This window comes from Microbacterium sp. LWO14-1.2 (genome assembly GCF_038397715.1).
GTDB lineage: Bacteria > Actinomycetota > Actinomycetes > Actinomycetales > Microbacteriaceae > Microbacterium.
The window spans coordinates 181,983-206,268 of sequence record NZ_CP151633.1 but is presented as its reverse complement, the minus strand read 5'-3'; the positions used below and the strand labels follow the sequence as shown (position 1 = coordinate 206,268).

Genomic DNA, 24,286 nt, shown 5'->3' with positions numbered 1-24,286 from the left:
ACCGCACGCGAGCACTCCGCACCTGGTCACTGGTGCTCGGGGATGCGAATCGTGCCTGACCGCACTGCCAGAACGAGAACTTCGACGCGGTCCCGCGCATCCCATTTCGCCATGATCGAGCTCAGGTAGCCCTTCACCGTCCCCTGCGACAGGTGAACGCCGGCGGCGATCTCGGCAGTCGATTTGCCGAAGGCTAGCTCACGGAGAATCGCCATCTCTCGCGGCGTCAACGCAGGCATCTCGGTCTCGGCGACCGCGGCCGGGGCAGCGCTCCGCGGGATCGAATGACCCGTTCGCGACTGACGCGTGACCGGTCGGAGGTGAGTGGAATCATGCATGTCGCCAGCGTATGTCCTCGTATGGGGACAGGCGGCTATTCTGTAGGCCCTGTGGAGAACTCACCGCGGCGTCCTCGTACGAGGAGGTTCCTTCGGACCATTCGTGAGCTGCACACGGGAGTCGATGCGGAGATCGGGCGGGATCGTGTGCGACACCAGAACGATGAGCGCCGTGCGCCGCCACGACTCCCACTCGTCGATCATCTCGGCGGTGCACGCCTCATCGACGCCGTTGAAGGGCTCGTCCAGCAGGGCCACCGTGAATCGACCCATCGTGCAGAGGAGATACCAGAGCTTGCGTGTCGTTCCTGTCGAGAGCGCCGATGTCCGTGTGTCGAACCACTCCTCGAGCCCGAACCTCGCGGCGCGCTCGACTGCGGCCGAGCGTGGGACGGATGCCAGGTCGGCGGCCACGGCGAGATGGTCGACGATGCTGAGGTGTGGATGGAGCGCCGGAGTCGACCGGCACACGCGTCGGTCGGCCCTCGATCGGGGATCGTGCGCGTCGAGGCCGTTCACGAACAACCGTCCCGATGTAGGGCGCAGGTAACCCGATGCGGCCTCTACGAAGGTCGTCTTTCCAAAGCCGTTCGGTGCGTCGAGGCGCACAATGCCCACGCCCTCCAATCCGCACGTGACGTTCTCGAGAACAGGGCGATCGGGAGCGTAACGGACGCTCAGGCCAACGGCCTCGACGGAAGGCTGAGAACGCGACGTTTCGCCGCCCATGATGCACCTCCCAAAGCGAGCGCGGACATGGGGAGCGCCGCCCACGCGGCATGCGCTTCCGCCGCGGTCAGCATCGTCACCATCATCGCGACGGAACCGACGACGCAGAGCAAGGCGGAGGAGAGCGTGGTCGAGGCGGTCCCGTCAGCGGATGACGGGCCGCTCGGCATGATCGCCGTGACCGTCCACGCGCTGGCGAGGGCCGACCACAGCACGCACAGCGGGAGGACCCCGTTGCCGCCCAGTGATTCCATGCCGAGCGCGAGCGGGACGCCGACCAGTGTGATGGGGCCGAGAGCGACGAGGAGCGGGCCGAGGGCAAGCGGCCACACGTCGGCACCAGCCTCCCACTGTGCCCGCCAGCGCAGAGCAAGAGTCGACGGCCCGATCCATTCGCAGAGCAACTCCGACAACGTCAATCCCACGACGAGGGCGATGACGCAGCAGGCGCGACTGACAGCGGCGTTGTCCGCTATCGCGCTGACGAGCACTCGATCTTCGGTGGGGAGCAGCACGGCGGCGGTCCCGAGCATCCACGTGATCAGGAGGAATCGGCATACCGCTGCGCTTCGCGAGGTCGGTGAGAGATCACTGGAGACCACGCGGATCCACGGGTATGCGACGAGTCGACCAGCGAGGCGAGGTCGAGTCCTGGGATCGAGACTCTTCGGCCTCGTTGCAGGATCTCCTGAAGTGAGACGGCGGAGGCCGACGGTCGCGGTCACCGCGAATGCGATACTCGCGACCACCAACGGCCCGACTGACGCGCCTGCGGCATCGGCGAGGTCCATCTCGCGGCCAGACGGCACTCCGCCTCTTGTCACGAGTGCTATGACCCAGTGGAGCGTGCCCGCGACGAGGATGCCGCACCCGCCGCCGGCGAGTACAGCGGCCCACGCGCGCGCGGGCCGTCCGTTCCGAGACCACGCCGCCACGGAGACCGTGCATGTAAGCATCCCGAGGAGGGTGACCAGGGGAGCAACCGAAGTCGCCAGCACCTCGGCTGTCGTCGCATATCCCCACGCCCGCGGTAGGGATCCCCAGGACACCCCGCAGCAGACGCAGCCGAGTCTCACGAGACGCGGCGCGACCTCCACGATGACCACTGTTGCTCGGGGGATGTCCAACGCTCGAAAGAAGTCCGAGAAGGGATGGTTGACCAATCGAATGCGTCGGACCGTGAAAATCTCGCGCAGTGCGTGGACCGCCAGACAGTACACGCAGGTGAGCACCGCGGCCGACAGGGTGAGAGCCCGCCCGTCTTGTGGGGCGGCGCGCGCGGCCCAGTCGGATACGCAGGCCGCTCCCAAGCCGCCCGCGCACAGCAAGAGAACGGAGGCCGATGTCTGCGCGGCACGGAACGTACGCAGAGACATCCTCCACCCAAGGGAGTCGAGCGCGGACGCGTCACGAACGTCGCGCACAGCTGTCACCACGTCGGACACTAGAGTCGGTGCCTCATCTGGGACCCCGTCTTCTCCGCGTGCAGGATGACGGCCAGAGTGGCGAACGCGATCGCAGCGATGAGCGCGGGAAGATACGTCAGCATCGCCGTCGCACCTTCCTCGCCGTTCCAGGAAAGGGCTGCCGACACTCCAGCGATGAAGAATGCCGTGATGTCTCTGCGCAGTCGAAGCCTTCGGGCCACGGCGACCGCTGCCAGGACGGCGATAGCGCACCCGGCGACCGCTGCCGCTGCGAGACTGCGGGTCTCGAAATCGCGGGCGAGTCCCAGCACAGCGTGGAACCCGAGCACGAGACCGAGGAAGGCTGCGGCGATACGCCGAGTGCGGATGTAGAAGGTCTGCATCGTCGATCCTCGTCGGTCAGAACAGAAGGGCGATCGCGGCGACACACGCGAGAGCCACGACGATGAGGGACGTGTTCCGTCTGCCGCGAGCGGAGGGGCGAAGTCGGCGACGCGCCCACAGAGCACCGATCGTCACGAGGGCCGTGAGCCACACCGCGAGAAGCGGTGAGTCTTTCGGTGCGGTCACGGCGAGCGAAACAGCCAGGATCTGGACCGGCAGTGTGGAGGCCAGTCCGACAAGAACCGCGGGACCGACACCGATCCAGCGACCTTCTCCGTCGACGTGGGAGCGAGTCGCGGCCATGGTGCCGGGAAGCAGACGCTCGTCGATAGCGGCGCACAGAAAGACGTACATCGTCTGGAAGAGGGCTGTCAGAGCGATCGCAAGAGTCACCCCGACACTCACGGCGAGGTCCGCAAGCGCGGGATCCTCGAGAGCCGCCGTGATCGCCAGCACTCGATCGTCGGATTCGATGCGTGGGAAGAGCTGCACTGCGAGCCGCATGGTCGACAAGACGAGCAGAGCCCCGGCCCCGCTCCACAGGATCCAGCGATCGGTGCGACGTGTGATCGCGAGGCTGGAATCCGTCGACGCGCTCCGAGTGGCTGAACCCGGCGGGGAGGGTGGAAGTGGTCTCATGGGGCGCTCCGTGATGTGATGAGGATGGTCTCGACACTTGCGCCGATGACGATCAGGACCAAAGAGATGCTCAGCAAGGCGAGCGAGGGGCGGAGTGAGCGGAGATATCGAACCGAGGCCGACAGGCCGGCTGCTTCGACGGGTGCCAGAAGCACCGTTGCGAGGGGCACCAGACCGGCGGAAGCCGCGAGTACGAGGGCAGGAAGCTCGAATATCGCGTAACCGATGACCGAGCCCGCGGCGCTGGGTAAGCCGACCTCGGTACTCGCGGCGGCGGTACTCGCTCCGACGATGCATCCCTGGAAGATCACCCCGACGACCGATCCGACGCCGAACGTCACCACCCCGCTGAAGAGCCCGAGCGCGGCGAAGGCGTTGCGGGCGGCGATGGCTAAGAAGAGTGGTGTGTCCGCGCTGCCCAGCGGGGCGCCGAGGAATCCCCCGCCACCGGCTGACCTCCCGGCCAGAGAGCAATACGAGACGACTGCCGCGACCAGGAAAAGCAGGAGAGCGCCGAGGGTCGCGAACGTGACTTCGCGCGATCCGAGACGCCGCAACCCACTTCCGACGGACGGCATCGTCAGGCGATCGCCGCCTTCTTGCCCCAGGCCGAGATCGCCCAGCGTGCGGTGGCGACGACGACCGCGGCGAGTCCTCCCGATGCGACAGCCAGCGCGATCCCGAGTACTGCCCCACCCACCATGATTCCGTTGACGATCTGCGACGCCACCGCCGTGGAGAGGCCGAACATGCCGGCGATGTATGCCGTGCTGACGCCGGCGGCGACGAGCCCAGCGGTACCGAGGATGACGGCGACGGCGATCGTGCGGCGCGACGCGCGCGTCGCGATTGGTGAGTGATTCATGGCTTCCTCTTCTCGGAGACGGGTGATCTGTTCCGGGCTCCGCCCGATATGAACATCGTGGCGCCGCGGTGCCCATGCGCCCTAGGTCGATCGACCGGAGCTTCCGAGTGCCGTCATGTGTCCAGGAGGGAGGCGCGAGCGCACTATCAGATCGCCCGCATCCGACGCCACGCCCTTTGCGCACGCGGTGGCGTCGGGCATCGTCGGTACCGTGCCGAGACGACCGATCAGGGGAGGCTGCGCATGGCGCTGACACGAGTGGTTCCGGGGGAGGAGCCGGGTATCCGTCGTGTGCGTTCGGGGTCGGGGTTCCGCTATCTCGATGCCGGAGACCAGCCGGTCGCCGAGGCCGACCGTGAACGCATCCAGGATCTGGTGATCCCGCCGCGCTGGACCGATGTCTGGATCGCGGCCGATCCGTTGGCGCACATCCAGGCCGTCGGCACCGATGACGCCGGCCGTCGCCAGTACCTCTATCACCCGCTGTGGCGCGCGGGGCGCGACCAGCGCAAGTTCGCCAGAGCGCTCCGCCTCGCGGCTGCCCTGCCGTCGGCCCGCCGACGGGTGACCCGCGCGATCGGCGAACCGGGGCTGTCGAAGGAGCGCGCTCTCGCCGTCGCCTTCCGTCTGCTCGACGACGGAGCTCTGCGGATCGGCTCGGAGCGCTATCTCGTCAAGCACGGAAGTCGGGGCCTGAGCACTCTCCGTCGCCGCGACGTGCGGATCGACGGGAACACGGTGGCGCTCGAGTTCCCCGCGAAGAGCAAGCAGCTCGCGTCGATCGAGATCACCGACGGGCCGCTCGCCGAGGCGCTGTCGGAGTTCGCGGTGGGCTCTCCGCGAGCGACGCTGCTCGCGTATCGCAAGGGCCGCCGACGCGTGCGGCTGACGTCGAACGAGATCAACGCGTACCTGCGGGAGGTCGCCGGGGCGGCGTTCACCGCCAAGGACTTCCGCACGCTGCACGGGACGATCCTCGCGGCCGACGCCCTCGCGCGGATCGGTCCGCTCGAGGGCAAGAACGAGCGCCGCAAGGCGGAGCGGCTCGCCGTGCAGGCGACGGCGTCCGCCCTGGGCAACACGATCGCCGTCGCCCGCAACAGCTATATCGACCCGCGGGTGTTCCGTCTCTACGCACGCGGTCGAACCCTCGATCTCTCGGTATCTCCGGAGACCGCGATCAGACGACTGCTCGGCAAGTGATCACCGTCGGACGCCCGCGCCTGCTCGGCCGGGGCGGCCGAGGCGAGGCCGGATGACAGGATGGAGCCATGGACACAGCCAACCTCACCCGCGAGGAGACCGCCGCGCGATCCGCGGCGATCACCGTGCGCGGCATCCGCGTCGAGCTCGATCTGACGGGCGCACCCGAGCGGGCTCGCCCGGGTTTCCCGACCACGACGACGCTCGAGTTCTCCTCGACGGACGAGTCGACCTGGCTGGACTTCATCGGGCTCTCCGTCGATCGCCTCGTCGTCAACGGCGAGGAGCGCGACATCGACTACGACGGTGCTCGAATCCGGCTCTCCGATCTCGCCGCCGACAACGTGGTGCGCGTCGAAGGCACGGGCGCGTACAGCCGCTCCGGCGAGGGGCTGCACCGGTTCCACGACCCCGCCGACGGGCTCACCTACCTCTACACCCAGTACGAACCGGCCGATTCCCGACGGGTGATGGCGTGCTTCGAGCAGCCCGACCTCAAGGCGTCGTACACGTTCGTCGTCGATGCGCCGGCCGGGTGGCAGGTGCTGTCGAACCAGTCGGCGTCCTCCGTCGACGTGGGCGTCGGAGTGCAGCGCGTGGAGTTCGCCCCCACGCTTCCGATCTCGAGCTACATCACGTCGGTCGCGGCCGGCCCGTACACGAAGGTCGACGGCGCATGGCAGCGCGACGACCAGAGCATCGCGCTCGGCGTGTTCGTCCGCCAATCGCTCGCGCAGTACCTCGAATCCGACGAGATCCTCGAGATCACGCGGCAGGGCCTGGACTTCTTCACGGATGCCTTCGCCTTCCCGTACCCGTGGGGCAAGTACGACCAGATCTTCGTTCCGGAGTACAACCTCGGCGCCATGGAGAACCCCGGGCTCGTGACCTTCACCGAGTCGTACCTGTCGCGCGGCGCGGCGACCGACGCCCAGCGAGCCGCCAGGGCCAATACGATCCTGCACGAGATGGCTCATATGTGGTTCGGCGACCTCGTGACCATGAAGTGGTGGGACGACCTGTGGCTCAAGGAGTCGTTCGCCGATTACATGGGCGCGCATGCCTCGGCGGTGGCGACCCGGTTCCATGACGCGTGGGTGAAGTTCGCCGCGAGCCGCAAGGCGTGGGCGTATCAGCAGGACCAGCTGCCCACCACGCATCCGATCGTCGCCGACATCACCGACCTCGAGGCGGCGAAGCTCAACTTCGACGGCATCACCTACGCCAAGGGCGCTGCGGTGCTCAAGCAACTCGTGGCATTCGTGGGCGACGAGGCGTTCTTCGAGGGCGCGCGACGGTACTTCGCGGCCAACGCCTACGGCAACACCACGCTCGACGACTTCCTCGTGCAGCTCAGCGCCGTCTCCGGCCGCGACATGACCGAGTGGTCACGCGCGTGGTTGCAGACCACCGGCCTGTCCACGCTCCGGCTCGACCGCTCGGGCGACAGCCCGGTGCTCGTGCAGCAGGATCCACGGCCGCATCGCCTGCGGATCGGTCTGTACGACCGCGTCGACGATCGCATCGTGCGGCGGGACCAGATCTCCCTCGACATCTCCGATGAGCGCACCGAGGTCGAACTCGCGGAGGCCGACCTCGTCCTCGTGAACGACGACGACCTGACCTACGCGAAGGTGCGTCTCGACGAGCGCTCCCTCGCCACGGTCGAGGAATCCCTGTCGATGATCGAGGACCCGCTGGCCCGTGCTCTCGTGTGGTCGTCGCTGTGGAACGCCACGCGCGACGGCGAGCTGGCCGCCTCGCGGTACACCGCGATCGTCCGGGCCCACGCTCCGGCCGAGTCGAACATCGGCCTCCTCGTGGGCGTGCTCGCCAACGCGGCCTTCGCCATCCGTCACTTCGTCGCCGACGATCGTCGCGGCGACGAGCAGCGGCTGTGGGTGGAGGCGACGTGGAGTGCCCTGCAGCTTGCCGAGCCCGGCAGCGACGCGCAGCTCTCCTGGGCGCGCGCCCTCGCCGCGGCATCCGCCTTCGACGACGTCCGGCACGTCGAGGTGCGGGGAATCCTCGACGGCGGAGCGCCCGAGGGCCTCTCCGTCGACCCGGATCTCCGCTGGCAGTTGCTCACCGGACTCGCCACGACCGGGCACGCCGACCTCGCCGACATCGATCGCGAAGCAGAGGCCGACGACACCGGCAGCGGCCGCACGGCCGCCCGCCGCGCCAGGGCATCGCGACCGGAGGCCCCGGTTCGCGCGCAGGCGTGGCGCACGGCGTGGGACGATGAATCGCTGAGCAACGATCACCTGGATGCCGAGATCGGCGGCTTCCGCGCCGGAGGCCGCCGCGACCTCATCGCCGGCTTCGACGACGAGTACTTCGCGCGCATCGCCGACGTCTGGCGGACGAGGAGCATCGAGCTGGCGCAGCGTCTGGTCGTCGGGATGTTCCCGGCCGCGGACTCGCTCGAGCCGGTGGACGGATGGCTCGCGCAGAACACCGACGCTCCGGCGGCGCTGCGGCGGATCGTCGCGGAGCAGCGCGATCACCTCGCTCGCGATCTCCGCGTGCGCGCAGCCCAGTAGCCGCTCAGGAGGACGCGAGCTCGCGCGCTGCGCGCTCACCGAGAGCGCGCAGCGCGGGCCGATCGTCGCTCTCGGTGAGGAAGACCGCCGTCAGGTACGCCGCCCAGGCGCGAGCGCGCACCCACGTGTCGTCGTCGTATCGCCCCGCCGCGGCGGCGACGAACGCCGAGCGGCCCTCGGGATCGAAGAGGAGCCAGCTCGCCGCGAGGTCGTAGGCGGGGTCGCCGGAGGTGACGTCGCCGAAGTCGATGAGCGCGGCGAGAGATCCGCTCGCCAGGAGGACGTTGCCGGGGTGCAGATCGCCGTGGATCCAGACCGTCTCGGATGCCGGAGCGGCGGCGACTCCGGCATCCCATGCCGATTGCATCGGCTCCGTCTCGTCGAGCCGCGCGAGCCGCGTCCGCATCGCCCGGTCTCGCACCGCGAGCGGCACGCCGCGCACCGGGTTCCGCGGCGCGTCGGCGGGCGCGGACCGATGCAGGGCGCCGAGGGCCCGGGCCAGGTCCGGCGCCCACGAAGTATGGGCGCGTATCCCCAGCCCGAGAGCAGGAGTGCCGTCGATCCACGGAACGACCGACCAGGGCCAGGGGAAGGCCTCGGTCGGCGCACCGTGGACCAAGGGCTCCGGGGTGCGGATCCCGAGCTCGGCCAGACGCGGACCCAGTATCGGAAGCGCTCGCTGCTCGTGTCGGATCAGCGACGAGGCGAGCGCCCGCCTGGGGACCCGCACGGCGAGCTCGTCGCCGAGTCGCCAGATCGCGTTGTCCCAGCCCTCTGCGACCTTCCTCAGCGGGAGATCCGCGAGCCGCGCCGAGTCCTTCTGAGCGCGCAGAAGCGCGCGAACGTCGTCCTCGTCGATGCGGCGTTCGGCGGCGGGGGAGTCCGCCACCGTCAGAGGTCGAGCGAGTCGTTCGGCTCGAGTGCGAAGAACTCGCCGCCGTTCTGCTCGGTCGCCCACTTCAGGCGGTCGCGGTGCATGGACTTGCCAGCGACCGACAGGGTCATGTCGTGCGTGCCGAACGCGCGGCGCGGCTTGACCGCGAGCACGTAGTCCATGGCCTCGCCGATCTTCAGCCACGGCGCGCCGAGGGGAGCGGCGAGCGTTCCCACCTCGACGCCCTCGGGCACCGCGTACGAGTCGCCGGGATAGTAGAACTCGCCGTCCACGAGCACGCCCACGTTCTCGGGCACGGGCAGCGACGAGTGGATGACCTCGTGCGTGCCGCCGAAGAAACGCAGCTCGAACGGTCCGGCCGTCACGGTATCGCCCGGAGCGACCACGGTGATGTCGTACCCCTCGGCCGCCTTCGCGACTCCGGCAGGGCCGAAGATCGGCGTGCCTGGTGCGGCGCGCAGGATGCGGTCCAGGTGCTCGGGCGTCCAGTGGTCGGGATGTTCGTGTGTGAGGACGACGGCGACGAGACCGCTGAGGTCGTCGAGGGGGCTGGTGAAGGAACCAGGATCGATCAGCAGGACGTCATCGCCCTTGTCGATGCGGAGAGCGGCATGTTCGAATTTCGTGACGCGCATGAGCCGAGTCAACTCCGTTCCGATCGGTCTCGCAAACGGCTTGACAGCCCGCCACGCCCGGGATCCCGCTCCCTCCGGCCTCGATTTGGCGCAGTGAGAATCGCCGTGGCATACTTGAACGGTTGTCGCGGGACGGAAACGCTCCGCAAGACGGCCCCATCGTATAGCGGCCTAGTACGCCGCCCTCTCACGGCGGTAACGCGGGTTCGAATCCCGCTGGGGTCACACAACACGCGAAAGCCCTCGGTTCTCCGAGGGCTTTCGTCGTTTCCGGATCCCGAGCCGCCCGACGAACGCCGGCTCCGAGCGCGAGCTAGGTGTTCGGCCGTCCGGTCGCCCGCGTCGAGCCCGTGAGCCAGAGCGCGACGACCGTGCACGCCAGCGAGAGCGCGGCGAGCGGAAAATCCAGCCCGTACGTCGTGATCGCGATGATCGGGGCGATGAACACCAGGACGGCGACCACGCAGATCCGCATCCCGGGGAACCGGGGGATGCCGGGGCCCGGCGCCGCCTCGAACCGCACGAGCCACAGCGACGCCGCCCAGACGACGGCCAGGACGACCAGCAGGAAGAGCGGTCGCGTCCACCACCAGACCGCGCTGCCCGGCGCGGGCATCGGCATCGGAAGCAGCAGCTCGATCCCGATCAGGATCATGATGACCGTCAGGTGCCAGAGGTAGATGGTCATGAGGCGTGAGCCGACGACGAACACCACGCCCTGCGCGGCCCGGGTCTCCATCAACGCGGTGAGGGGTCTGTGCAGCAGGGTGAGACCTGCCGCCTGGATCACCGCGAGGACCGCCATCGGCGTGGTCGGCGGCCACTGATTACCGAGCATGCTCCACGAGTAGCCGTCGAGCGAGACGAGGCCCCACAGCGCCAGATACCCGCCGGTCATGACGAGCACGAGCTGCCACCACGACCGTCGCGAGAACCAGCCGTCGAAGAGGAAGAAGCCGACCTGCTGCGCGAACAGCCAGACGAACACGATGTTCGGCACCCCGAAGAGCTCCTGCCCGGCGCCGTACCCCTCGGGAGGCACGGGTTGGATGCCGAGCAGACCGCCGACCACGATGTAGCGGAACCCGTCGACGAGCAGAGCGAGGCCGAGCAGCACGAGCAGCACGCGCGCGCCGTACTTCTCGTGCAGGCGCATCATCGTCGGTGCGGCCGCCTGCACGATCAGGTAGGCGGCGAGGAACCACAGCGGCGAGCCGACGCCGACCGCGACGACATCGACGAGCGCGGGGTCGACGCCCAGCAGGCGCACGGCGCCCAGCGCGACCGTGAAGAAGACGAACAGCGGCACGGCAGGACGAGCGAGACGAGCCAGGCGCACGCGAACGAACGAGTCGGCGCTCTCCCCGCGGCGCTGCGCGGAGCGCCACCCGGCACGTGCCGCATAGCCGCCGACGACGAAGAAGAGCGGCATGATGTTCGCGACCCACGTCGCTGCGCTGAACCAGGGCTGCGCCTCGACGGTCCGCTCGATCAGCAGCGAGCCGTCGGGCGCCCGCCCCACCCCCGTGAAGAGGATGTGCACGAACACGACCAGCACCACGCAGACGACGCGGGCGAGGTCGAGAGTGAGATCGCGTCCGACCGGTATCGCGCGGGCGGTCGTATCGGTGGCGGCACTGCTCATGCCGACGACTCTAGCGGCGGGCGTCGTCGCGACTCTCTACACCGTCGGGCCGGGGAGAGTTCCCGCGCAGGGTCAGGCGCCGGAAGGAGGGGTTGCTCAGCGGCAGCACCATGAGCATCGACATGGCAGCGCCGTAGGCGGCGAACGGCACCCAGATCGCCGTCGCCGATGCGAGCGCTCCGAATGCCGCCATCGCGAGAGGCATCAGACAGTCGTCGCCCAGCCGGGTGAGCGAACTCATGCGACCCAGGTAGGCGGTGTCGACCGTGGCCGCGAACGTGGCGCTGAGCAGCACGGATGCGTACCCCGCGGTCGCTCCGATCGCGAACGCTGCGGCGCCGACCATCCAGATCTGGCCGACTCCGAGGGCGACGATGGCGCCGCCCTGCACGGCGAGGGCGCAGAACCCCGCGCGGGCCTCGCGGCGCGGACGCCAACGCAGCACACTGGCGGCTCCCACGGCCGCGCCGAGACCCAACAGCGCCTCGAAGAGCCCGACGGCCTGCGCACCCCACCCCTCATCGTGCGCACGGAGCGCGAGTCCGATTCCGACAGCGGGACCGACCGCGAGGTTGAGCCCCGACAGCGCGATCACGAGGGTGCGTGTCGTCGGGTGCGAGCCGAGATGCGTGAAGCTGTGGGCGACACCGCGAAGAGCCGACTCCCGCTCGACTCTCGCGAGACGGAAACGAGGTCGCAGCCAGATCGCGATGAACGCGACGACGAGCGCGAAGGTGAGTACGTCGGCGCTTGCGCTGCCAGCGAGACCCGACCACGCCACGAGGCTGCCGCCGGCCGCCGCGCCGGCCATCGTGCCCAGCCTCGACGCGGTCTGCGACATCGCGCTGTACGAGGGCAGGTCCGAGGCACGCACGAGCTGCCGTCCGATGGTGGCGGCCGACGGCTCGTACAGCGCATCGCACACGCCGAACGCGATCGCGGCCGCCAGAAGCACGCCGACCGTGGGCGGCGTGGCGACCACCCAGAGCGCAGCGCCCAGGAGAACGACGATCCGCGCACCGTTGCAGAGCATCATCACCAGTCGCGGATCCGCCCGGTCGGCGATCACACCTCCATACAGGAGGATGACGGCCCTGGGCACCGTTCCCGCGGCGACGATGAGTCCGGCCGCCGCAGGCGAGGCGATCTGTACCGCCGTCCACGCGAGCGCGATGCTCCACACCGCGTCGCCGGCATCCGACACGGCCTTGATGACGACCCATGCGTGGACGAGACGATCTCGGCAGAATGCCGGCGGCTCGCTCAGCAGGACGGGTTCTCGCGAGGTCATGGCCGCGTGGGGAACGCGTGCGCGAAGAAGAAGATGGGCGTCCGCGCCTGCCCGTCGTCGGGGTTCACGGACGCCCGCCACTCGTCCAGCGTGGCGAGCAGGCGTGCGGAGAGGTCGCGGAGCTCATCGGGCGTCGCCCAGGCCGTGGTCTCCGTGTTCGATGCGTCGTACACGGCGTACTCGGGATCATCGTGGCGACGCTGCCAGCGCCGCAGCCTCTCGATCTGCATCCGGATGCTCTGTCGTTGCGCCTCGCGCGCCAGCAACGCGTCCGCGGGGGAGTCGGCGAAGTCACCCGCCGACCAGGTGAGGCCGCGGCGTGCGATGCGCCACCAGCTCGTCCGACGATCGCCGGTCGGATCCTCGGCGCGCTCGATGAGGCCTGCACGCTCCAGCATTCGCAGGTGATGGCTGATGCTGCCGACCTGAGTGTCCAGGGCGCGAGCGACTGTTCCGACCTGTGCCGTGCCGTACAGCAGGAGGTAGTCGTAGATCCGTCGACGCAGCGGGTGGTGCACGGCGGTGATCACGGCGATGTCTTCCATGCAGGTCACGCTAGGTACCCGACAAGGATTCGACAAGACTTCTTGTATACCCCGGAATGTCGCAAGAGGGCCGCCCTCTCGGGCGGCCCTCTTGCGTGAGGTCTCCCCGGTATCAGTCGTCAGTCGTAGATGTCGCGGCATCAGCTCGCGCGAGGCGGCGCTGCCGACGGGCGCGACGGACGAGCCAGACGATCAGCGCCACGACGGCGGCGACCGCGAGCCACGGGAGGACGAAGCCGACAGCGATCACCAGCGCGTTGAGCGAGACCACGAGACCGTTCCAGCCGGCGAGCAGACCGTCGCCGAAGCCGGCCGGGTCGGCCGTGGTCGGTGCGCCCGCCTTCGTCAGCTGCACCTGCACGCTCGACATCGCCACCTGATCGTCGAGGGCGGCGAGCTGCTGTTCGTAGGACTCGAGCTGCGCCTGGCGGTCGGTCAGGGCGACCTCCGCCTCGATGAGCTCCGAGACGCTGCCCGACTGCGCCATGAGTTCCGTCAGCCGCTGGACCGACGCCTTCGTGGCGTCGACGCGGGCTCGAAGGTCGATCGCGGTCGAGGTGACGTCCTGCTTCGAGATCGATGACGACGCGACTTCGCCGGAGTCGCCCAGTTGGTCGATGACCGCGGTCAGGTCGGCGGACGGGATCCGGATGCTGATCCAGCCGTACCCGGAGTCGGGCGGCGCGGGCATCGAGGTGTCATCGATCGCGAGACTCCTCCCGACCTCGGTGCTCTCGACGTAGCCGCCCCGTGCCTCTGCGAGCGTGCTGATCTCGTCTGCCGCCTTCGCGATGTCCTTCACTTCGAGGGTGACGTATCCGGTCGCCACGATCTCGCGGTCCGCTCCGTCCACGGCGCCCGGCACGACCACTGCGGTGTCGGCCCCCGGTGCGGCCTCCGAAACGCCCTGGGGGGCGCTGCGATCGGGTGAACCCCCACTCGAGTCCTGCGCAGTACCGCCCGTGAACATCTCACCGCCCTCCGCCGTGCTCGCCGCGCTCCCTCCCACGCTGTCGAGGATGGGCGGCGTCACGAGCACGCCGACGACGAAGGCTGCGGCGATGCCGGCCCCGGTCAGCCAGCGGCGACGGCGGACGCGCGAGCGGTCGGCGGTTGGCGCAGGGCGGGGCCGCTCTGCGGCGATCTCATCGAACACGGCGCCCTCGATGCGGGCGACGGCCTCGTCCGAGAGTTCCGGTAGGTCAGGGGTCTTGTCGTTCATGCGTCGCTCGCTTCCTTGACGGCACCCCGCAACTGGGTGCGCACTCGCGAGAGACGGTTCCGAACGACGGCATGGCTGACCCCGAGCTGTTCAGCGGCGGCCTGGTACGCATAGCCCTCGGCGGCGCAGAGCCGGAAGATCTCCCGGTCGAGCTCGCCGAGCGTCCCGACCTCCTCCGCGATCCGGTCGGCAAGGGCGGCCGTGATCACCTGCTCCTCGACGCTCACGGTCGCGGGCAGCGTCTCATCGACGCCATCCGCCGTGTGAGCCTGGTCTCGACGACGCTGGCGCAGGCGGTTGGCCGCCTGGAACCGGCAGATCGTCGCGAGCCACGGCAGCGCGGACTCGCCCTGGAGTTCGAGTCCCGGCAGCTTGCGCCACGCCGTGACGAAGGTCTCCTGCGTCACGTCCTCGGCATCGGCGGGTGCACCGACGATCCCGTGGGCGATCCAGTAGACCGGTCGCACATATGAGCGGTACAGCTCGCGGAAGGCGCTCTCGTCGCCTGCTGCGGCCTGCGCCACCCATCTCTGATCACTCGTCTGCACGGCATCCTGCTTCCGTTCGGTGTCTCTCACCCGGAAAGTGTCGGCGGATGCCCCATCGTCTCAGAATCAGTGCGCGGATGTGCCGCTCGCGCCGGCCTGCGCGGCTTTGATGGTGCTCTGCGACATCTTGTCGATCCAGGCGAGGGCCAGGGCGGACACGATGAAGACCATGTGGATCACGACCTGCCACAGCACTCCGGTCGGCGTGTAACTGCCCAGCCCGGCGGCCTCGGCCTTGCTGATGCCGTCCTCGTCCATGTTGCCGACGGCGATGAACGTCTTCAGCAGGTGGATCGATGAGATGCCGATGATCGCCATCGCGAGCTTCACCTTCAGGACGTTCGCGTTGACGTGCGAGAGCCACTCGGGCTGATCGGGGTGCCCGTCCGTGTTGATGCGCGACACGAAGGTCTCATAGCCGCCGATGATCACCATGATGAGCAGGTTCGCGATCATCACCACGTCGATGAGACCGAGCACGCTCAGCATGATCGTGGCTTCGTTGATGTGCGTGATGTTGTGCATCACATCGTCGACGATCAGATGCCAGAGCTCCACCATGAAGACGACGACGTAGACGATCTGAGCGATGATCAGGCCGATGTACAGAGGCGCCTGCAGCCAGCGGCTCACGAAGATGAGCGATCCGATGGACCGGGCCCACGGGTTGCGAGCGGTGGTCTCGAGCGGCGCGGCGACGGGGCCGGCGTTGTCGATGGGAGAAGTCGGTGTCACAGCGACCATTCCACCACGGCTGCGGGTCTAGCATGGACATCGCGAGGGGGAGTATCCCGGATCCGCGCGTAACGTCATCACGAGCATCGGCGAAGCTGCTCCGGGCGCGCGACGCACCTGTGTGCGGGGGAGAGACTTTCGGTCTTTTCCGTGCCTCCCGAAAGGTCCCGTGTGACTGTGGACATCCCTCTCTGGTTCGAGATCACCTCGATGGTGGTGCTGAGCCTCATCCTGCTCGGCGATCTGCTGCTCATCCGACTGCGCCCGCACATCCCTTCCACGAAGGAGTCGACCCTCTGGGTGGTCTTCTACGTCGGGCTGGCGCTGCTCTTCGCCGTGATCCTCGGCAACGTCGCCGGCTGGCGCAACGCCGGGGACTTCGTCACGGGCTGGGCTCTGGAGTACAGCCTCTCGGTCGACAACCTCTTCGTCTTCGTGCTGATCATGGCCCAGTTCGCGGTGCCGCGTCGGCTGCAGCAGCAGGTGCTGATGGTGGGCATCATCATCGCCCTCGTGCTCCGCGGCGCCTTCATCCTCGTCGGCGTCACGATCATCGAGCACTTCTCGCCGATCTTCTACATCTTCGGCGCCTTCCTGATCTACACCGCCATCAAGCAGGCGATGCCGGAGGGCGAGCACGACGACGACGTCAAGCGGGAGAACTTCATCGTCCGGCTGCTGCGTCGCCGCATCGACATCAGCGAGACCTACGACGGCTCGAAGATCCGCACCACGGTCGACGGCACGCGCATGTGGACCCCGATGATCATCGTGTTCATCACGATCGGCGTGACCGATCTCATCTTCGCGATCGACTCGATCCCGGCGATCTTCGAGATCACGACCAACGGCTTCCTCGTGTTCGCGGCGAACATCTTCGCGCTCATGGGTCTCCGGCAGCTGTACTTCCTGCTCGGCGACCTGCTCGACCGCCTGCGCTACCTCCACTACGGCATCGCCGTGATCCTCGGGTTCATCGGCGTCAAGCTCATCCTGCACGCACTGCACGAGAACGAGCTGCCGTTCATCAACGGCGGCCAGCACGTCGAGTGGGTGCCCGACATCGACAACCTCGTCTCGCTCGGGGTGATCGTCGTCTCGATGACCGTGGCGACGGTCGCGAGCCTCGTGGCATCCGCTCGCGAGAAGCGCGCCGAACGGATCGCGCCGACCGTGGAGTGAGCGCCTCACCCCGCTGACCAGAGCTGCTCCGCCTCGAGTGTGAGATCGATGACCTGACGCAGCAGGGCTCCGACCGTGGTCGACTGCAGCAGCGTGAACTGGTCGTATTCGCCGAGCGGAGCGATCGCAGCGAGCTGCCAGGAAGCGGCGAGCGGATCGTCGGAGATCTCGGTATCGGCGTCCCACCGTCCGTCGACCCGCGAGAGCACCCGCCGCACGATCGCTTCCGCCTCGGTGCGCAGCGGAGTCAGCGCGTCGTTCCAGCTGAGGTCGGCCAGCGGCGACACCGCGGCGCGCGGGTAGGGGTCGTCGTCGAGCCACTGGTCGATCGTGAAGCGCTGCGTCCCCACGGCGACGGTGTGCAGCACCTCCGCGCCGGCCGTCACGCTCACCAGCCGAGCCATGGTGCCGATGCCGCTTCGTCGATCGCCCCCGCCCACCTCGTGTCCGCGCTCGATGAGCACGACGCCGAACTGCGGGTCGTCGTCGTCGAGCAGGTGTCCGATCATCGTGAGGTATCGCGGCTCGAACACCCGCAGGGGGAGCGGGGTGTACGGGAACAGCACCGAGCCGAGCGGGAACATCGGTATCGCAGTCATGACCCCAGTCAACACCGCGCGACGTACAGTGAACAGATGCGCAGACCCCGCCCCGACACTCCCGGCCCCGGACAGGAATCCGTCTGGGACTACCCCCGTCCTCCCCGGGTCGAGCGCGTGGCGGAGCGCGTCACGATCACCCTGGGCGGCCAGGTCATCGCGGACACGACGGATGCCGTGCGCGTTCTCGAGACCAGCCACCCGCCGGTGTACTACCTGCCGATCGCCGACTTCGTCGACGGCGCCCTCGTCGACGCGCCCGGGTCGTCGTTCTGCGAGTTCAAGGGCGCTGCCCGCTACCTCGATGTGCGAGGGGGCGATTCGGTGGCGCCGGGCGCTGCCTGGAACTACCCGCAGCCGTCACCCGGTTTCGGCGTGCTCGCCGACAGGGTCGCCGTCTACGCCGCGCCGATGGACGCCTGCACGGTCGGAGACGAGGTCGTCGCCCCGCAGCCGGGAGGCTTCTACGGCGGGTGGGTGACCTCGACGGTCGCCGGTCCCTTCAAGGGCATCCCGGGCTCGATGGGCTGGTAGCCCGACAGTCGGAACCGCGCTCAGAAGGCCCGCAGGTTCGCCTGGAGTCCGCCATCGACATAATCCCGGCGCAGGATGCCGCGGCGGCGCAGCACCGGGACGAGCTCGTCGAGCGTGCGGTGCAGCGTGACGGGGTGGAAGTCGCCCCACAGCAGCACGCCGTCGTTGCCCCAGTCGCCGAGTTCCTCGATGAGGTCGGCGAACTCCTCCGCCGTTCCGACGAACCCTGACCGGTCGGTGATGCGACCCGCCTTGGCCAGCGCGGTGAGGTGCGCGCGGAGCGGTGCGTCGTCACCGCGGTCTCCGACCAGGCGCTGGATGCTGCCCCGCGAGACGTGCGGTCCGAAGATCGACAGGTCGAGCGGACGGTCGAGATCCAGCGCCGTGAGATCGGTCTCCAGGTCGCTGGACTGCTTGCGCGCGATCTGCACGAGCGCGGCGTCGTCTGGGTGGGCGGACGCGGCGACGATGCGGTCTGCTTCCTCCGAGGAGGCGGTGATCACCGGCTGGATCGCGAAGAGGATCTTGATGTCGTCCGGTGCGCGCCCCGCGGCGACGGCGGCGTCGTGGATCTTCGCGCGGTACGCCCTGACCGACGCTTCGTTCAGAGGGGCGAGCGCGAGCTGCACGTCGGAGTTCGCTCCGGCGAAACCGAGGCCGCGCCCTGACCCGCCGGGGGAGACGATGGCCGGCTCCCCGTCGGTGAAGGGGATCGCGTTGAGCGGGCCGTCGAAGGAGTAGTACTCGCCTCGGTGCTGCGTCGCGGAGAGCCGGCTTCCGTCGGCGTACACGTCGGTCGACCGGTCGGCGACGAGCGCGCCTTCCTCCCAGCTGCGCCAGAGGGAACGGATGCCGTCGAGCCACTCCTCCGCACGGTCGTAGGCCTCGTCATGGCCGAGCTGCGCGGCATCCGAGAAGTGCCTGGCGCTGCCCGTGTCGGTGACGACGTTGAGGCCGAGGCGGTGTCCGCTCAGGTGCTGCAGCGTCGCGAACTGGCGCGCGGCCGTGTACGGCAGGTACGCCGCGGGGTTGACGGTGGGCACCACGCCGAGGTGACGTGTCGTCTGGAAGAGATACGGTGCGAGCAGCAGCGGGTCGTGCTTCGGCCCCCCGAATGCATGCCGCACCCGGAGGTCGATGGTCTCTGGCGAACCCATCGATGGCGCATCCTCGATGATGACGAGGTCGAAGCCGGCCTGCTCGAGGGTGCGCGCCGCCTCCTGGTAGATCTCGGGGCGCGTCCAGTCGTAGTCCCAGTCGAGCGAGGGGTAGCCCCATCCCTGCGGTCCGAATCCGCGGGCGAGGAACCACCCGAAGTGCTGAGGCCTGCTCATGCCACCGCCTCGCGGGCGGGTGCGAGGACGCGCGTGAGGTCGGCGATGAGGTCGGCGACGTCTTCGATGCCGATCGACAGACGCAGGGTGCCGGGGCGGACGCCGAGCACCTCGCGCTCCTCATCCGTGCGCGAGGCGTGGCTCGTGGTGCCGGGGTGCAGCACGAGAGAGCGCACGTCGCCGATGTGCGTCATGTGCGTGAAGACCCGGACATCCTCGACGAAGGCGCGCGCTGCCTCGAGACCGCCGCGCAGGGTGAACGTGAAGATGGAGCCGTATCCGCCGGTCAGGTAGGTGTCGGCGAGACGGTGGTGAGGGTGGCTCTCGAGGCCGAGGTAGTCGACGCTCTCGACCGCGTCCTGAGCGGCGAGCCAGCGGGCCACGTCCAGCGCGTTGCGCGACTGCCGCTCGACGCGGAGGCCCAGCGTCTCGGCGCCCTGCCCGATGAGGAAGGCGTTCAGCGGAGAGGGCGACGCCCCAAATCGCGGAGCGACCGACTCGCGGGCGTACGCGAGTCGCGCGTTGCCGCCGTGTCGTGCCGCCACGCTCGCGAGGCCGCCGCGACCGGGCAGCACGAGGTGCGGGGCGTTGTGTCCCGCCTTCGCCGCATCGAACCGCCCGTCGTCGACGAGCACGCCGCCGAGTACCGATCCGTGCCCGGCGAGGAACTTCGACGCCGAGTGCACGACGATCGCTGCTCCGTGCTCGATCGGACGGATGAGGTACGGGGTGGCGAGGGTGTTGTCGACGATGAGCGGGATGGCGGCCTCGTCACCGACCGCGCTGACGGCGGCGATGTCGAGCAGGTCGTTCCGCGCGTTCGCGATCGACTCCGCGAACAGGGCTCGAGTGTTGGGCCGGATGGCCTCTCGCCATGCGTCGGGATCGTTGATGTCGTCGACGAAGCTCGTCTCGATCCCCAAGCGGGTGAGGTTGTCGAGGAAGAGCCCGCGCGTCCCCTCGTAGATGTGCGTGGACGAGACGATGTGGTCTCCGGCTCCGGCGACCGTGAGCAGCGCGGTGGCGACGGCGGCCTGACCGCTCGCCACCATGACCGCGTCCGTGCCGGACTCGAGGGCGGCCAGCTGCCGCTCGACCGCGCGGACGGTCGGGTTGCCGGTGCGGGTGTACCCGAAGCCGTCGCCCGTGCCGAAGTGGTTGGCCGCGTGATCGAAGTCGTCGAACTCGAAGCCCGCCGTGAGGTAGATCGGGGTCGCGCGCGACGCCGCCGGCTGCTGATTCCGGGCGGCGTGGACGGCCTTGGTGGCGAAGCCGAGGGAGTCGTCGGTCATGCGGGTGCCTCTCGATGGTGCGGGTCACAGTACTGTGTCACGGCGTGACTCGCCGCGCGGAAGCGGTGGTAACCTGACGTCATGCGGATCGTGCTCCTTCTTAGCGGCCGCGACGAGACCTCGTTCTGAGCCCCTCCTCGTCGCGGAGTCCATCGTGGGCCGAACCGCCAGCTTCAGGAGAACCGCATTGAACACCCCCGCATCGGAGTCCGCTCCCGCACGCCGCAGGACACTGGCCGAGAAGGTCTGGGACGACCATCTGGTCGTCAAGGGCGAGAACGGCGAGCCAGACCTCATCTACATCGACCTGCACCTCGTGCACGAGGTGACGAGCCCGCAGGCCTTCGACGGTCTGCGCGCAGAGGGGCGTCCGCTCCGTCGCCTCGATCTCACGATCGCCACGGAGGACCACAACACCCCCACGTGGGAGATCGACAAGCCGATCGCCGACCTCACGAGCCGCACCCAGATCGAGACGCTGCGGCGCAACGCCGCCGAATTCGGCGTGCGGCTGCACTCGCTGGGTGACGCCGAGCAGGGCATCGTGCACGTGGTCGGTCCGCAGCTCGGCCTCACGATGCCGGGCATCACGGTGGTCTGCGGCGACTCGCACACCTCGACGCACGGTGCGTTCGGAGCCATGGCCTTCGGCATCGGCACCAGCGAGGTCGAGCACGTCATGGCCACGCAGACCCTGCCGCTCAAGCCCTTCAAGACCATGGCGATCAACGTCGAGGGCACGCTGCGCCCAGGCGTCACGGCGAAGGACATCATCCTCGCGGTCATCGCCAAGATCGGCACCGGCGGCGGACAGGGCTACGTGCTCGAGTATCGCGGCAGCGCGATCCGCGCCCTCTCCATGGAGGGACGCATGACGATCTGCAACATGTCGATCGAAGCCGGTGCCCGTGCGGGCATGGTCGCGCCGGACGAGACGACGTTCGCGTACCTCGAGGGGCGTCCGCACGCGCCGAAGGGACAGGACTGGGAGGATGCCGTCGCCTACTGGCGCACGCTTCCCACCGACGACGGCGCCGAGTTCGACGCCCAGGTGTTCATCGACGCCGACGACCTGGAGCCGTTCGTCACCTGGGGCACCAACCCCGGCCAGGGCAGCTCGCTGTCGGCCTCCGTGCCCGACCCGGCGCAGATCGCCGACCCCAACGAGCGCGCCGCCGCCGAGCGCGCGCTCGAGTACATGGACCTGGCTCCCGGCACACCGCTCAAGGAGGTTCCGGTCGACGCCGTGTTCATGGGGTCGTGCACGAACAGCCGCATCGAGGACCTGCGGGCCTTCGCGTCCATCATCAAGGGCAAGAAGAAGGCCGACGGCGTCCGCGTCATGGTCGTCCCCGGCTCGGCACGCGTGCGGCTCGAGGCCGAGGCCGAGGGGCTCGACCAGGTCATCAAGGACTTCGGGGCGGAGTGGCGGTTCGCCGGCTGTTCGATGTGCCTCGGCATGAACCCGGACCAGCTCGCGCCCGGAGAGCGCTGCGCGTCCACCTCGAACCGCAACTTCGAGGGTCGTCAGGGCAAGGGCGGCCGCACGCACCTCGTGTCGCCGCTGGTGGCTGCGGCGACCGCGATCCGCGGCACGCTGTCCAGCCCCGGGGACTTGATGAGCGATGCGTCGACGAGCACGGCGACGCAGGTGGAGGTCTGACCATGGAGAAGTTCACGACGCACACCGGTATCGCCGCACCGCTCAAGCGGTCGAACGTCGACACCGACCAGATCATCCCGGCCGTCTTCCTCAAGCGCGTGACCAAGACGGGCTTCGACGACGCCCTCTTCCACGGCTGGCGGCAGGAGCCCGACTTCGTGCTCAACCAGGACGCGTTCCAGGGCGCGAGCGTGCTCGTCGCAGGTCCCGACTTCGGTACCGGGTCGAGCCGCGAGCACGCGGTGTGGGCACTTCGCGATTTCGGATTCAAGGTCGTGCTGAGCCCGCGCTTCGCCGACATCTTCCGGGGGAACTCGGGCAAGCAGGGCCTGCTCGCTGCGACCATCTCGGAGGAGGATCTCGAGCGCATCTGGGCCGAGATCGACCGGAATCCCGGTGTTTCCATCACCGTGGACCTCGAGCAGCGGACCGCGTCGATCGGCGACATCCAGGCCGAGATCGGTATCGACGATTACACTAGATGGCGGCTCCTCGAAGGGCTCGATGACATCGGGCTCACCCTGCGCAACGAAGACAAGATCGCGCAGTTCGAGGCCCGTCGCGAGTCGTGGCGGCCCCGGACTCTCCCCGTTCAGTGAACGGAGGGGCGGGGGAGCCGAGGGCGACCCCGCCCCGAATTCCTTGAACGAAGTGAGGCCCGAATGACGACACCTGTGCGCGACGCTCTCCCCGACGGGGTCCCCCCGCTGACCGGAGACGTCCTCGCCATTCGAGGAGGGCGACCGCTGCGCGGTCGCGTCGACGTCAAGGGCGCGAAGAACCTCGCGACCAAGGCGATGGTGGCGACTCTGCTCGGTGAGACCGCCAGCACGCTGCGCGACGTCCCGGCCATCAGCGACGTCGCGGTCGTGCGGTCGCTGCTCGAGGTGCACGGGGTTCGGGTGGCGGAAGGCGACGAGCCCGGATCGCTGACCTTCGACCCGAGCGACGTCGAGTCGGCCCACTTCGAGGAGATCGACGCCCACGCCGGAGCCTCGCGCATCCCGATCCTCTTCTGCGGCCCTCTGCTGCACCGGCTCGGACAGGCGTTCATCCCCGATCTCGGCGGATGCCGCATCGGCGACCGTCCCATCGACTTCCACCTCGACGCGCTCCGCAAGTTCGGCGCCACGGTCGAGAAGCTGCCCAGCGGCATCCGTCTCTCCACGGGCGGAGCCCGACTGCACGGCGCGAACATCCACCTGCCGTACCCGAGCGTCGGCGCCACGGAGCAGGTGCTGCTCACCGCGGTCCGCGCCGAGGGCGTGACCGAGCTGCGCAATGCGGCGATCGAGCCCGAGATCATGGACCTCATCGCGGTGCTGCAGAAGATGGGCGCGATCATCTCCTACGAGCCCAACCGCGTGATCCTCATCGAGGGCGTGGAGAAGCTGCGCGGGTACGACCACCGGTCGATCTTCGACCGCAACGAGGCGGCGTCCTGGGCGTCGGCAGCGCTCGCGACCGACGGCGAGATCTTCGTCGGCGGCGCGAAGCAGCAGGAGATGCTCACGTTCCTCAACGTCTTCCGCAAGGCGGGCGGCTGGTTCGACATCCAGGAGGACGGGATCCTCTTCCGTCGTGAGGGCGAGCTCAAGCCGGTCGTCGTCGAGACCGACGTCCACCCCGGTTTCATGACCGACTGGCAGCAGCCGCTCGTCGTCGCCCTGACCCAGGCCAAGGGCCGCTCTATCGTGCACGAGACCGTGTACGAGAACCGCCTCGGTTTCACCGACGCCCTCGTCAAGATGGGCGCGGACATCGTCGTGCACCCGCGCGGGCTGCAGGCCGGCCCGCGGCGTGTCCCGCGTCGCGACCTCGAGCAGGCCGCCGTCATCACCGGTCCGACGCCGCTGCACGGCGCAGACATCGTCGTGCCGGACCTCCGCGGCGGTTACAGCCACGTGATCGCGGCGCTGACGGCCGAGGGCGAGTCGAAGGTGTCGGGAGTCGACATCCTCAGCCGCGGCTACGAGAAGTTCCTCGCCAAGCTCGACGCTCTCGGCGCCGACTTCGACGTCCTCCGGTGACCCCG

General features: G+C 68.8%; 25 protein-coding genes and 1 tRNA gene. 8 read left to right on the top strand and 18 right to left on the bottom strand.

What is annotated here, in order from left to right; translation table 11 throughout:
• Positions 1–26: 26 nt before the first annotated feature.
• From MRBLWO14_RS01085 to MRBLWO14_RS01055, 7 genes are all read right to left on the bottom strand, one after another.
• Positions 27–239, bottom strand: a complete 213-nt coding sequence (locus MRBLWO14_RS01085; protein ID WP_341934646.1) for a LuxR C-terminal-related transcriptional regulator — start codon at positions 237–239, stop codon at positions 27–29.
• 159 nt (positions 240–398) lie between these two features.
• Positions 399–1,067, bottom strand: coding sequence for an ATP-binding cassette domain-containing protein (locus MRBLWO14_RS01080; RefSeq protein WP_341934645.1), 669 nt, complete (start codon positions 1,065–1,067; stop codon positions 399–401).
• Positions 1,016–1,600 (bottom strand): hypothetical protein, encoded by a 585-nt coding sequence (locus MRBLWO14_RS01075; protein ID WP_341934644.1) that lies wholly within the window; start codon positions 1,598–1,600, stop codon positions 1,016–1,018. Before MRBLWO14_RS01075 ends, MRBLWO14_RS01080 begins: the two co-directional genes overlap by 52 nt.
• A gap of 911 nt (positions 1,601–2,511) precedes the next feature.
• Positions 2,512–2,877, bottom strand: a complete 366-nt coding sequence (locus tag MRBLWO14_RS01070) for a hypothetical protein (protein ID WP_341934643.1) — start codon at positions 2,875–2,877, stop codon at positions 2,512–2,514.
• A 16-nt stretch (positions 2,878–2,893) separates the two neighbouring features.
• A complete protein-coding gene (locus MRBLWO14_RS01065; protein WP_341934642.1) occupies positions 2,894–3,382 on the bottom strand; it encodes a hypothetical protein in 489 nt (162 codons plus the stop codon).
• A 131-nt stretch (positions 3,383–3,513) separates the two neighbouring features.
• On the bottom strand, positions 3,514–4,095 hold the full coding sequence (locus MRBLWO14_RS01060; protein WP_341934641.1) for a stage II sporulation protein M: 582 nt from the start codon (positions 4,093–4,095) through the stop codon (positions 3,514–3,516).
• Between the two features lie 2 nt (positions 4,096–4,097).
• A complete protein-coding gene (locus tag MRBLWO14_RS01055) occupies positions 4,098–4,382 on the bottom strand; it encodes a hypothetical protein (RefSeq protein ID WP_341934640.1) in 285 nt (94 codons plus the stop codon).
• 243 nt (positions 4,383–4,625) lie between these two features.
• On the opposite strand from MRBLWO14_RS01055, the gene MRBLWO14_RS01050 reads away from it, so the two are divergent.
• Positions 4,626–5,585, top strand: coding sequence for a DNA topoisomerase IB (locus MRBLWO14_RS01050; protein ID WP_341934639.1), 960 nt, complete (start codon positions 4,626–4,628; stop codon positions 5,583–5,585).
• A gap of 68 nt (positions 5,586–5,653) precedes the next feature.
• Positions 5,654–8,131, top strand: a complete 2,478-nt coding sequence (gene pepN, locus MRBLWO14_RS01045; RefSeq protein WP_341934638.1) for an aminopeptidase N — start codon at positions 5,654–5,656, stop codon at positions 8,129–8,131.
• Positions 8,132–8,135: 4 nt separating this feature from the next.
• Here pepN and MRBLWO14_RS01040 read toward each other — a convergent pair whose 3' ends face one another.
• On the bottom strand, positions 8,136–9,020 hold the full coding sequence (locus tag MRBLWO14_RS01040) for an aminoglycoside phosphotransferase family protein (RefSeq protein ID WP_341934637.1): 885 nt from the start codon (positions 9,018–9,020) through the stop codon (positions 8,136–8,138).
• A gap of 2 nt (positions 9,021–9,022) precedes the next feature.
• On the bottom strand, positions 9,023–9,661 hold the full coding sequence (locus MRBLWO14_RS01035; RefSeq protein WP_341934636.1) for an MBL fold metallo-hydrolase: 639 nt from the start codon (positions 9,659–9,661) through the stop codon (positions 9,023–9,025).
• A 152-nt stretch (positions 9,662–9,813) separates the two neighbouring features.
• On the opposite strand from MRBLWO14_RS01035, the gene MRBLWO14_RS01030 reads away from it, so the two are divergent.
• Positions 9,814–9,886, top strand: a tRNA-Glu gene (locus MRBLWO14_RS01030).
• A gap of 88 nt (positions 9,887–9,974) precedes the next feature.
• Here the strand turns inward: MRBLWO14_RS01030 and MRBLWO14_RS01025 are convergent.
• The 6 genes from MRBLWO14_RS01025 to MRBLWO14_RS01000 all read right to left on the bottom strand — a co-directional run bounded on the left by MRBLWO14_RS01025 (position 9,975) and on the right by MRBLWO14_RS01000 (position 15,647).
• Positions 9,975–11,306: an acyltransferase gene (locus tag MRBLWO14_RS01025; protein ID WP_341934635.1), complete on the bottom strand. Its 1,332-nt coding sequence runs from the start codon at positions 11,304–11,306 to the stop codon at positions 9,975–9,977.
• 10 nt (positions 11,307–11,316) lie between these two features.
• Entirely contained in the window at positions 11,317–12,597 is a 1,281-nt protein-coding gene (locus MRBLWO14_RS01020) for an MFS transporter (RefSeq protein ID WP_341934634.1), read from the bottom strand.
• Complete coding sequence (locus MRBLWO14_RS01015; RefSeq protein WP_341934633.1) at positions 12,594–13,142, bottom strand: helix-turn-helix domain-containing protein; 549 nt, start codon at positions 13,140–13,142, stop codon at positions 12,594–12,596. Before MRBLWO14_RS01015 ends, MRBLWO14_RS01020 begins: the two co-directional genes overlap by 4 nt.
• A 112-nt stretch (positions 13,143–13,254) precedes the next feature.
• On the bottom strand, positions 13,255–14,364 hold the full coding sequence (locus tag MRBLWO14_RS01010; protein WP_341934632.1) for a DUF4349 domain-containing protein: 1,110 nt from the start codon (positions 14,362–14,364) through the stop codon (positions 13,255–13,257).
• Entirely contained in the window at positions 14,361–14,942 is a 582-nt protein-coding gene (locus MRBLWO14_RS01005) for an RNA polymerase sigma factor (protein WP_341934631.1), read from the bottom strand. Before MRBLWO14_RS01005 ends, MRBLWO14_RS01010 begins: the two co-directional genes overlap by 4 nt.
• Positions 14,943–14,978: 36 nt before the next feature.
• Complete coding sequence (locus tag MRBLWO14_RS01000) at positions 14,979–15,647, bottom strand: TIGR00645 family protein (RefSeq protein WP_341934630.1); 669 nt, start codon at positions 15,645–15,647, stop codon at positions 14,979–14,981.
• Between the two features lie 177 nt (positions 15,648–15,824).
• On the opposite strand from MRBLWO14_RS01000, the gene MRBLWO14_RS00995 reads away from it, so the two are divergent.
• Entirely contained in the window at positions 15,825–16,829 is a 1,005-nt protein-coding gene (locus tag MRBLWO14_RS00995) for a TerC/Alx family metal homeostasis membrane protein (RefSeq protein WP_341934629.1), read from the top strand.
• Positions 16,830–16,834: 5 nt separating this feature from the next.
• On the opposite strand, the gene MRBLWO14_RS00990 is transcribed toward MRBLWO14_RS00995, so the two are convergent.
• Entirely contained in the window at positions 16,835–17,428 is a 594-nt protein-coding gene (locus tag MRBLWO14_RS00990) for an LON peptidase substrate-binding domain-containing protein (RefSeq protein ID WP_341934628.1), read from the bottom strand.
• A gap of 36 nt (positions 17,429–17,464) precedes the next feature.
• Between MRBLWO14_RS00990 and MRBLWO14_RS00985 the strand changes: the two genes are divergently transcribed.
• Positions 17,465–17,962, top strand: a complete 498-nt coding sequence (locus MRBLWO14_RS00985; RefSeq protein WP_341934627.1) for a DUF427 domain-containing protein — start codon at positions 17,465–17,467, stop codon at positions 17,960–17,962.
• Between the two features lie 20 nt (positions 17,963–17,982).
• On the opposite strand, the gene MRBLWO14_RS00980 is transcribed toward MRBLWO14_RS00985, so the two are convergent.
• Both MRBLWO14_RS00980 and MRBLWO14_RS00975 read right to left on the bottom strand, forming a co-directional pair.
• Positions 17,983–19,296, bottom strand: coding sequence for an LLM class flavin-dependent oxidoreductase (locus MRBLWO14_RS00980; RefSeq protein ID WP_341934626.1), 1,314 nt, complete (start codon positions 19,294–19,296; stop codon positions 17,983–17,985).
• Positions 19,293–20,588, bottom strand: coding sequence for a PLP-dependent transferase (locus tag MRBLWO14_RS00975; protein ID WP_341934625.1), 1,296 nt, complete (start codon positions 20,586–20,588; stop codon positions 19,293–19,295). The genes MRBLWO14_RS00980 and MRBLWO14_RS00975 overlap by 4 nt, the downstream gene beginning before the upstream one ends.
• Positions 20,589–20,775: 187 nt before the next feature.
• Here MRBLWO14_RS00975 and leuC point away from each other — a divergent pair, with 187 nt between their 5' ends.
• The 3 genes from leuC to murA all read left to right on the top strand — a co-directional run bounded on the left by leuC (position 20,776) and on the right by murA (position 24,281).
• Positions 20,776–22,251: a 3-isopropylmalate dehydratase large subunit gene (gene leuC / locus MRBLWO14_RS00970; RefSeq protein ID WP_341934624.1), complete on the top strand. Its 1,476-nt coding sequence runs from the start codon at positions 20,776–20,778 to the stop codon at positions 22,249–22,251.
• 2 nt (positions 22,252–22,253) lie between these two features.
• Positions 22,254–22,850, top strand: a complete 597-nt coding sequence (gene leuD / locus MRBLWO14_RS00965; protein WP_341934623.1) for a 3-isopropylmalate dehydratase small subunit — start codon at positions 22,254–22,256, stop codon at positions 22,848–22,850.
• A 63-nt stretch (positions 22,851–22,913) separates the two neighbouring features.
• Positions 22,914–24,281 carry a UDP-N-acetylglucosamine 1-carboxyvinyltransferase gene (murA, locus tag MRBLWO14_RS00960; protein ID WP_341934622.1) on the top strand — a complete coding sequence of 456 codons (1,368 nt, stop codon included), beginning with the start codon at positions 22,914–22,916 and terminating at the stop codon, positions 24,279–24,281.
• The last annotated feature ends 5 nt before the right edge of the window (positions 24,282–24,286 follow it).

Coding starts and splice junctions, on each gene's coding strand:
- MRBLWO14_RS01085 (WP_341934646.1), bottom strand. CDS start 239: ATGCCTGCGTTGACGCCGCGAGAGATGGCGATTCTCCGTGAGCTAGCC.
- MRBLWO14_RS01080 (WP_341934645.1), bottom strand. CDS start 1,067: ATGGGCGGCGAAACGTCGCGTTCTCAGCCTTCCGTCGAGGCCGTTGGC.
- MRBLWO14_RS01075 (WP_341934644.1), bottom strand. CDS start 1,600: ATGCTCGGGACCGCCGCCGTGCTGCTCCCCACCGAAGATCGAGTGCTC.
- MRBLWO14_RS01070 (WP_341934643.1), bottom strand. CDS start 2,877: ATGCAGACCTTCTACATCCGCACTCGGCGTATCGCCGCAGCCTTCCTC.
- MRBLWO14_RS01065 (WP_341934642.1), bottom strand. CDS start 3,382: ATGCGGCTCGCAGTGCAGCTCTTCCCACGCATCGAATCCGACGATCGA.
- MRBLWO14_RS01060 (WP_341934641.1), bottom strand. CDS start 4,095: ATGCCGTCCGTCGGAAGTGGGTTGCGGCGTCTCGGATCGCGCGAAGTC.
- MRBLWO14_RS01055 (WP_341934640.1), bottom strand. CDS start 4,382: ATGAATCACTCACCAATCGCGACGCGCGCGTCGCGCCGCACGATCGCC.
- MRBLWO14_RS01050 (WP_341934639.1), top strand. CDS start 4,626: ATGGCGCTGACACGAGTGGTTCCGGGGGAGGAGCCGGGTATCCGTCGT.
- pepN (WP_341934638.1), top strand. CDS start 5,654: ATGGACACAGCCAACCTCACCCGCGAGGAGACCGCCGCGCGATCCGCG.
- MRBLWO14_RS01035 (WP_341934636.1), bottom strand. CDS start 9,661: ATGCGCGTCACGAAATTCGAACATGCCGCTCTCCGCATCGACAAGGGC.
- MRBLWO14_RS01025 (WP_341934635.1), bottom strand. CDS start 11,306: ATGAGCAGTGCCGCCACCGATACGACCGCCCGCGCGATACCGGTCGGA.
- MRBLWO14_RS01020 (WP_341934634.1), bottom strand. CDS start 12,597: ATGACCTCGCGAGAACCCGTCCTGCTGAGCGAGCCGCCGGCATTCTGC.
- MRBLWO14_RS01015 (WP_341934633.1), bottom strand. CDS start 13,142: ATGGAAGACATCGCCGTGATCACCGCCGTGCACCACCCGCTGCGTCGA.
- MRBLWO14_RS01010 (WP_341934632.1), bottom strand. CDS start 14,364: ATGAACGACAAGACCCCTGACCTACCGGAACTCTCGGACGAGGCCGTC.
- MRBLWO14_RS00990 (WP_341934628.1), bottom strand. CDS start 17,428: ATGACTGCGATACCGATGTTCCCGCTCGGCTCGGTGCTGTTCCCGTAC.
- MRBLWO14_RS00985 (WP_341934627.1), top strand. CDS start 17,465: ATGCGCAGACCCCGCCCCGACACTCCCGGCCCCGGACAGGAATCCGTC.
- MRBLWO14_RS00980 (WP_341934626.1), bottom strand. CDS start 19,296: ATGAGCAGGCCTCAGCACTTCGGGTGGTTCCTCGCCCGCGGATTCGGA.
- MRBLWO14_RS00975 (WP_341934625.1), bottom strand. CDS start 20,588: ATGACCGACGACTCCCTCGGCTTCGCCACCAAGGCCGTCCACGCCGCC.
- leuD (WP_341934623.1), top strand. CDS start 22,254: ATGGAGAAGTTCACGACGCACACCGGTATCGCCGCACCGCTCAAGCGG.
- murA (WP_341934622.1), top strand. CDS start 22,914: ATGACGACACCTGTGCGCGACGCTCTCCCCGACGGGGTCCCCCCGCTG.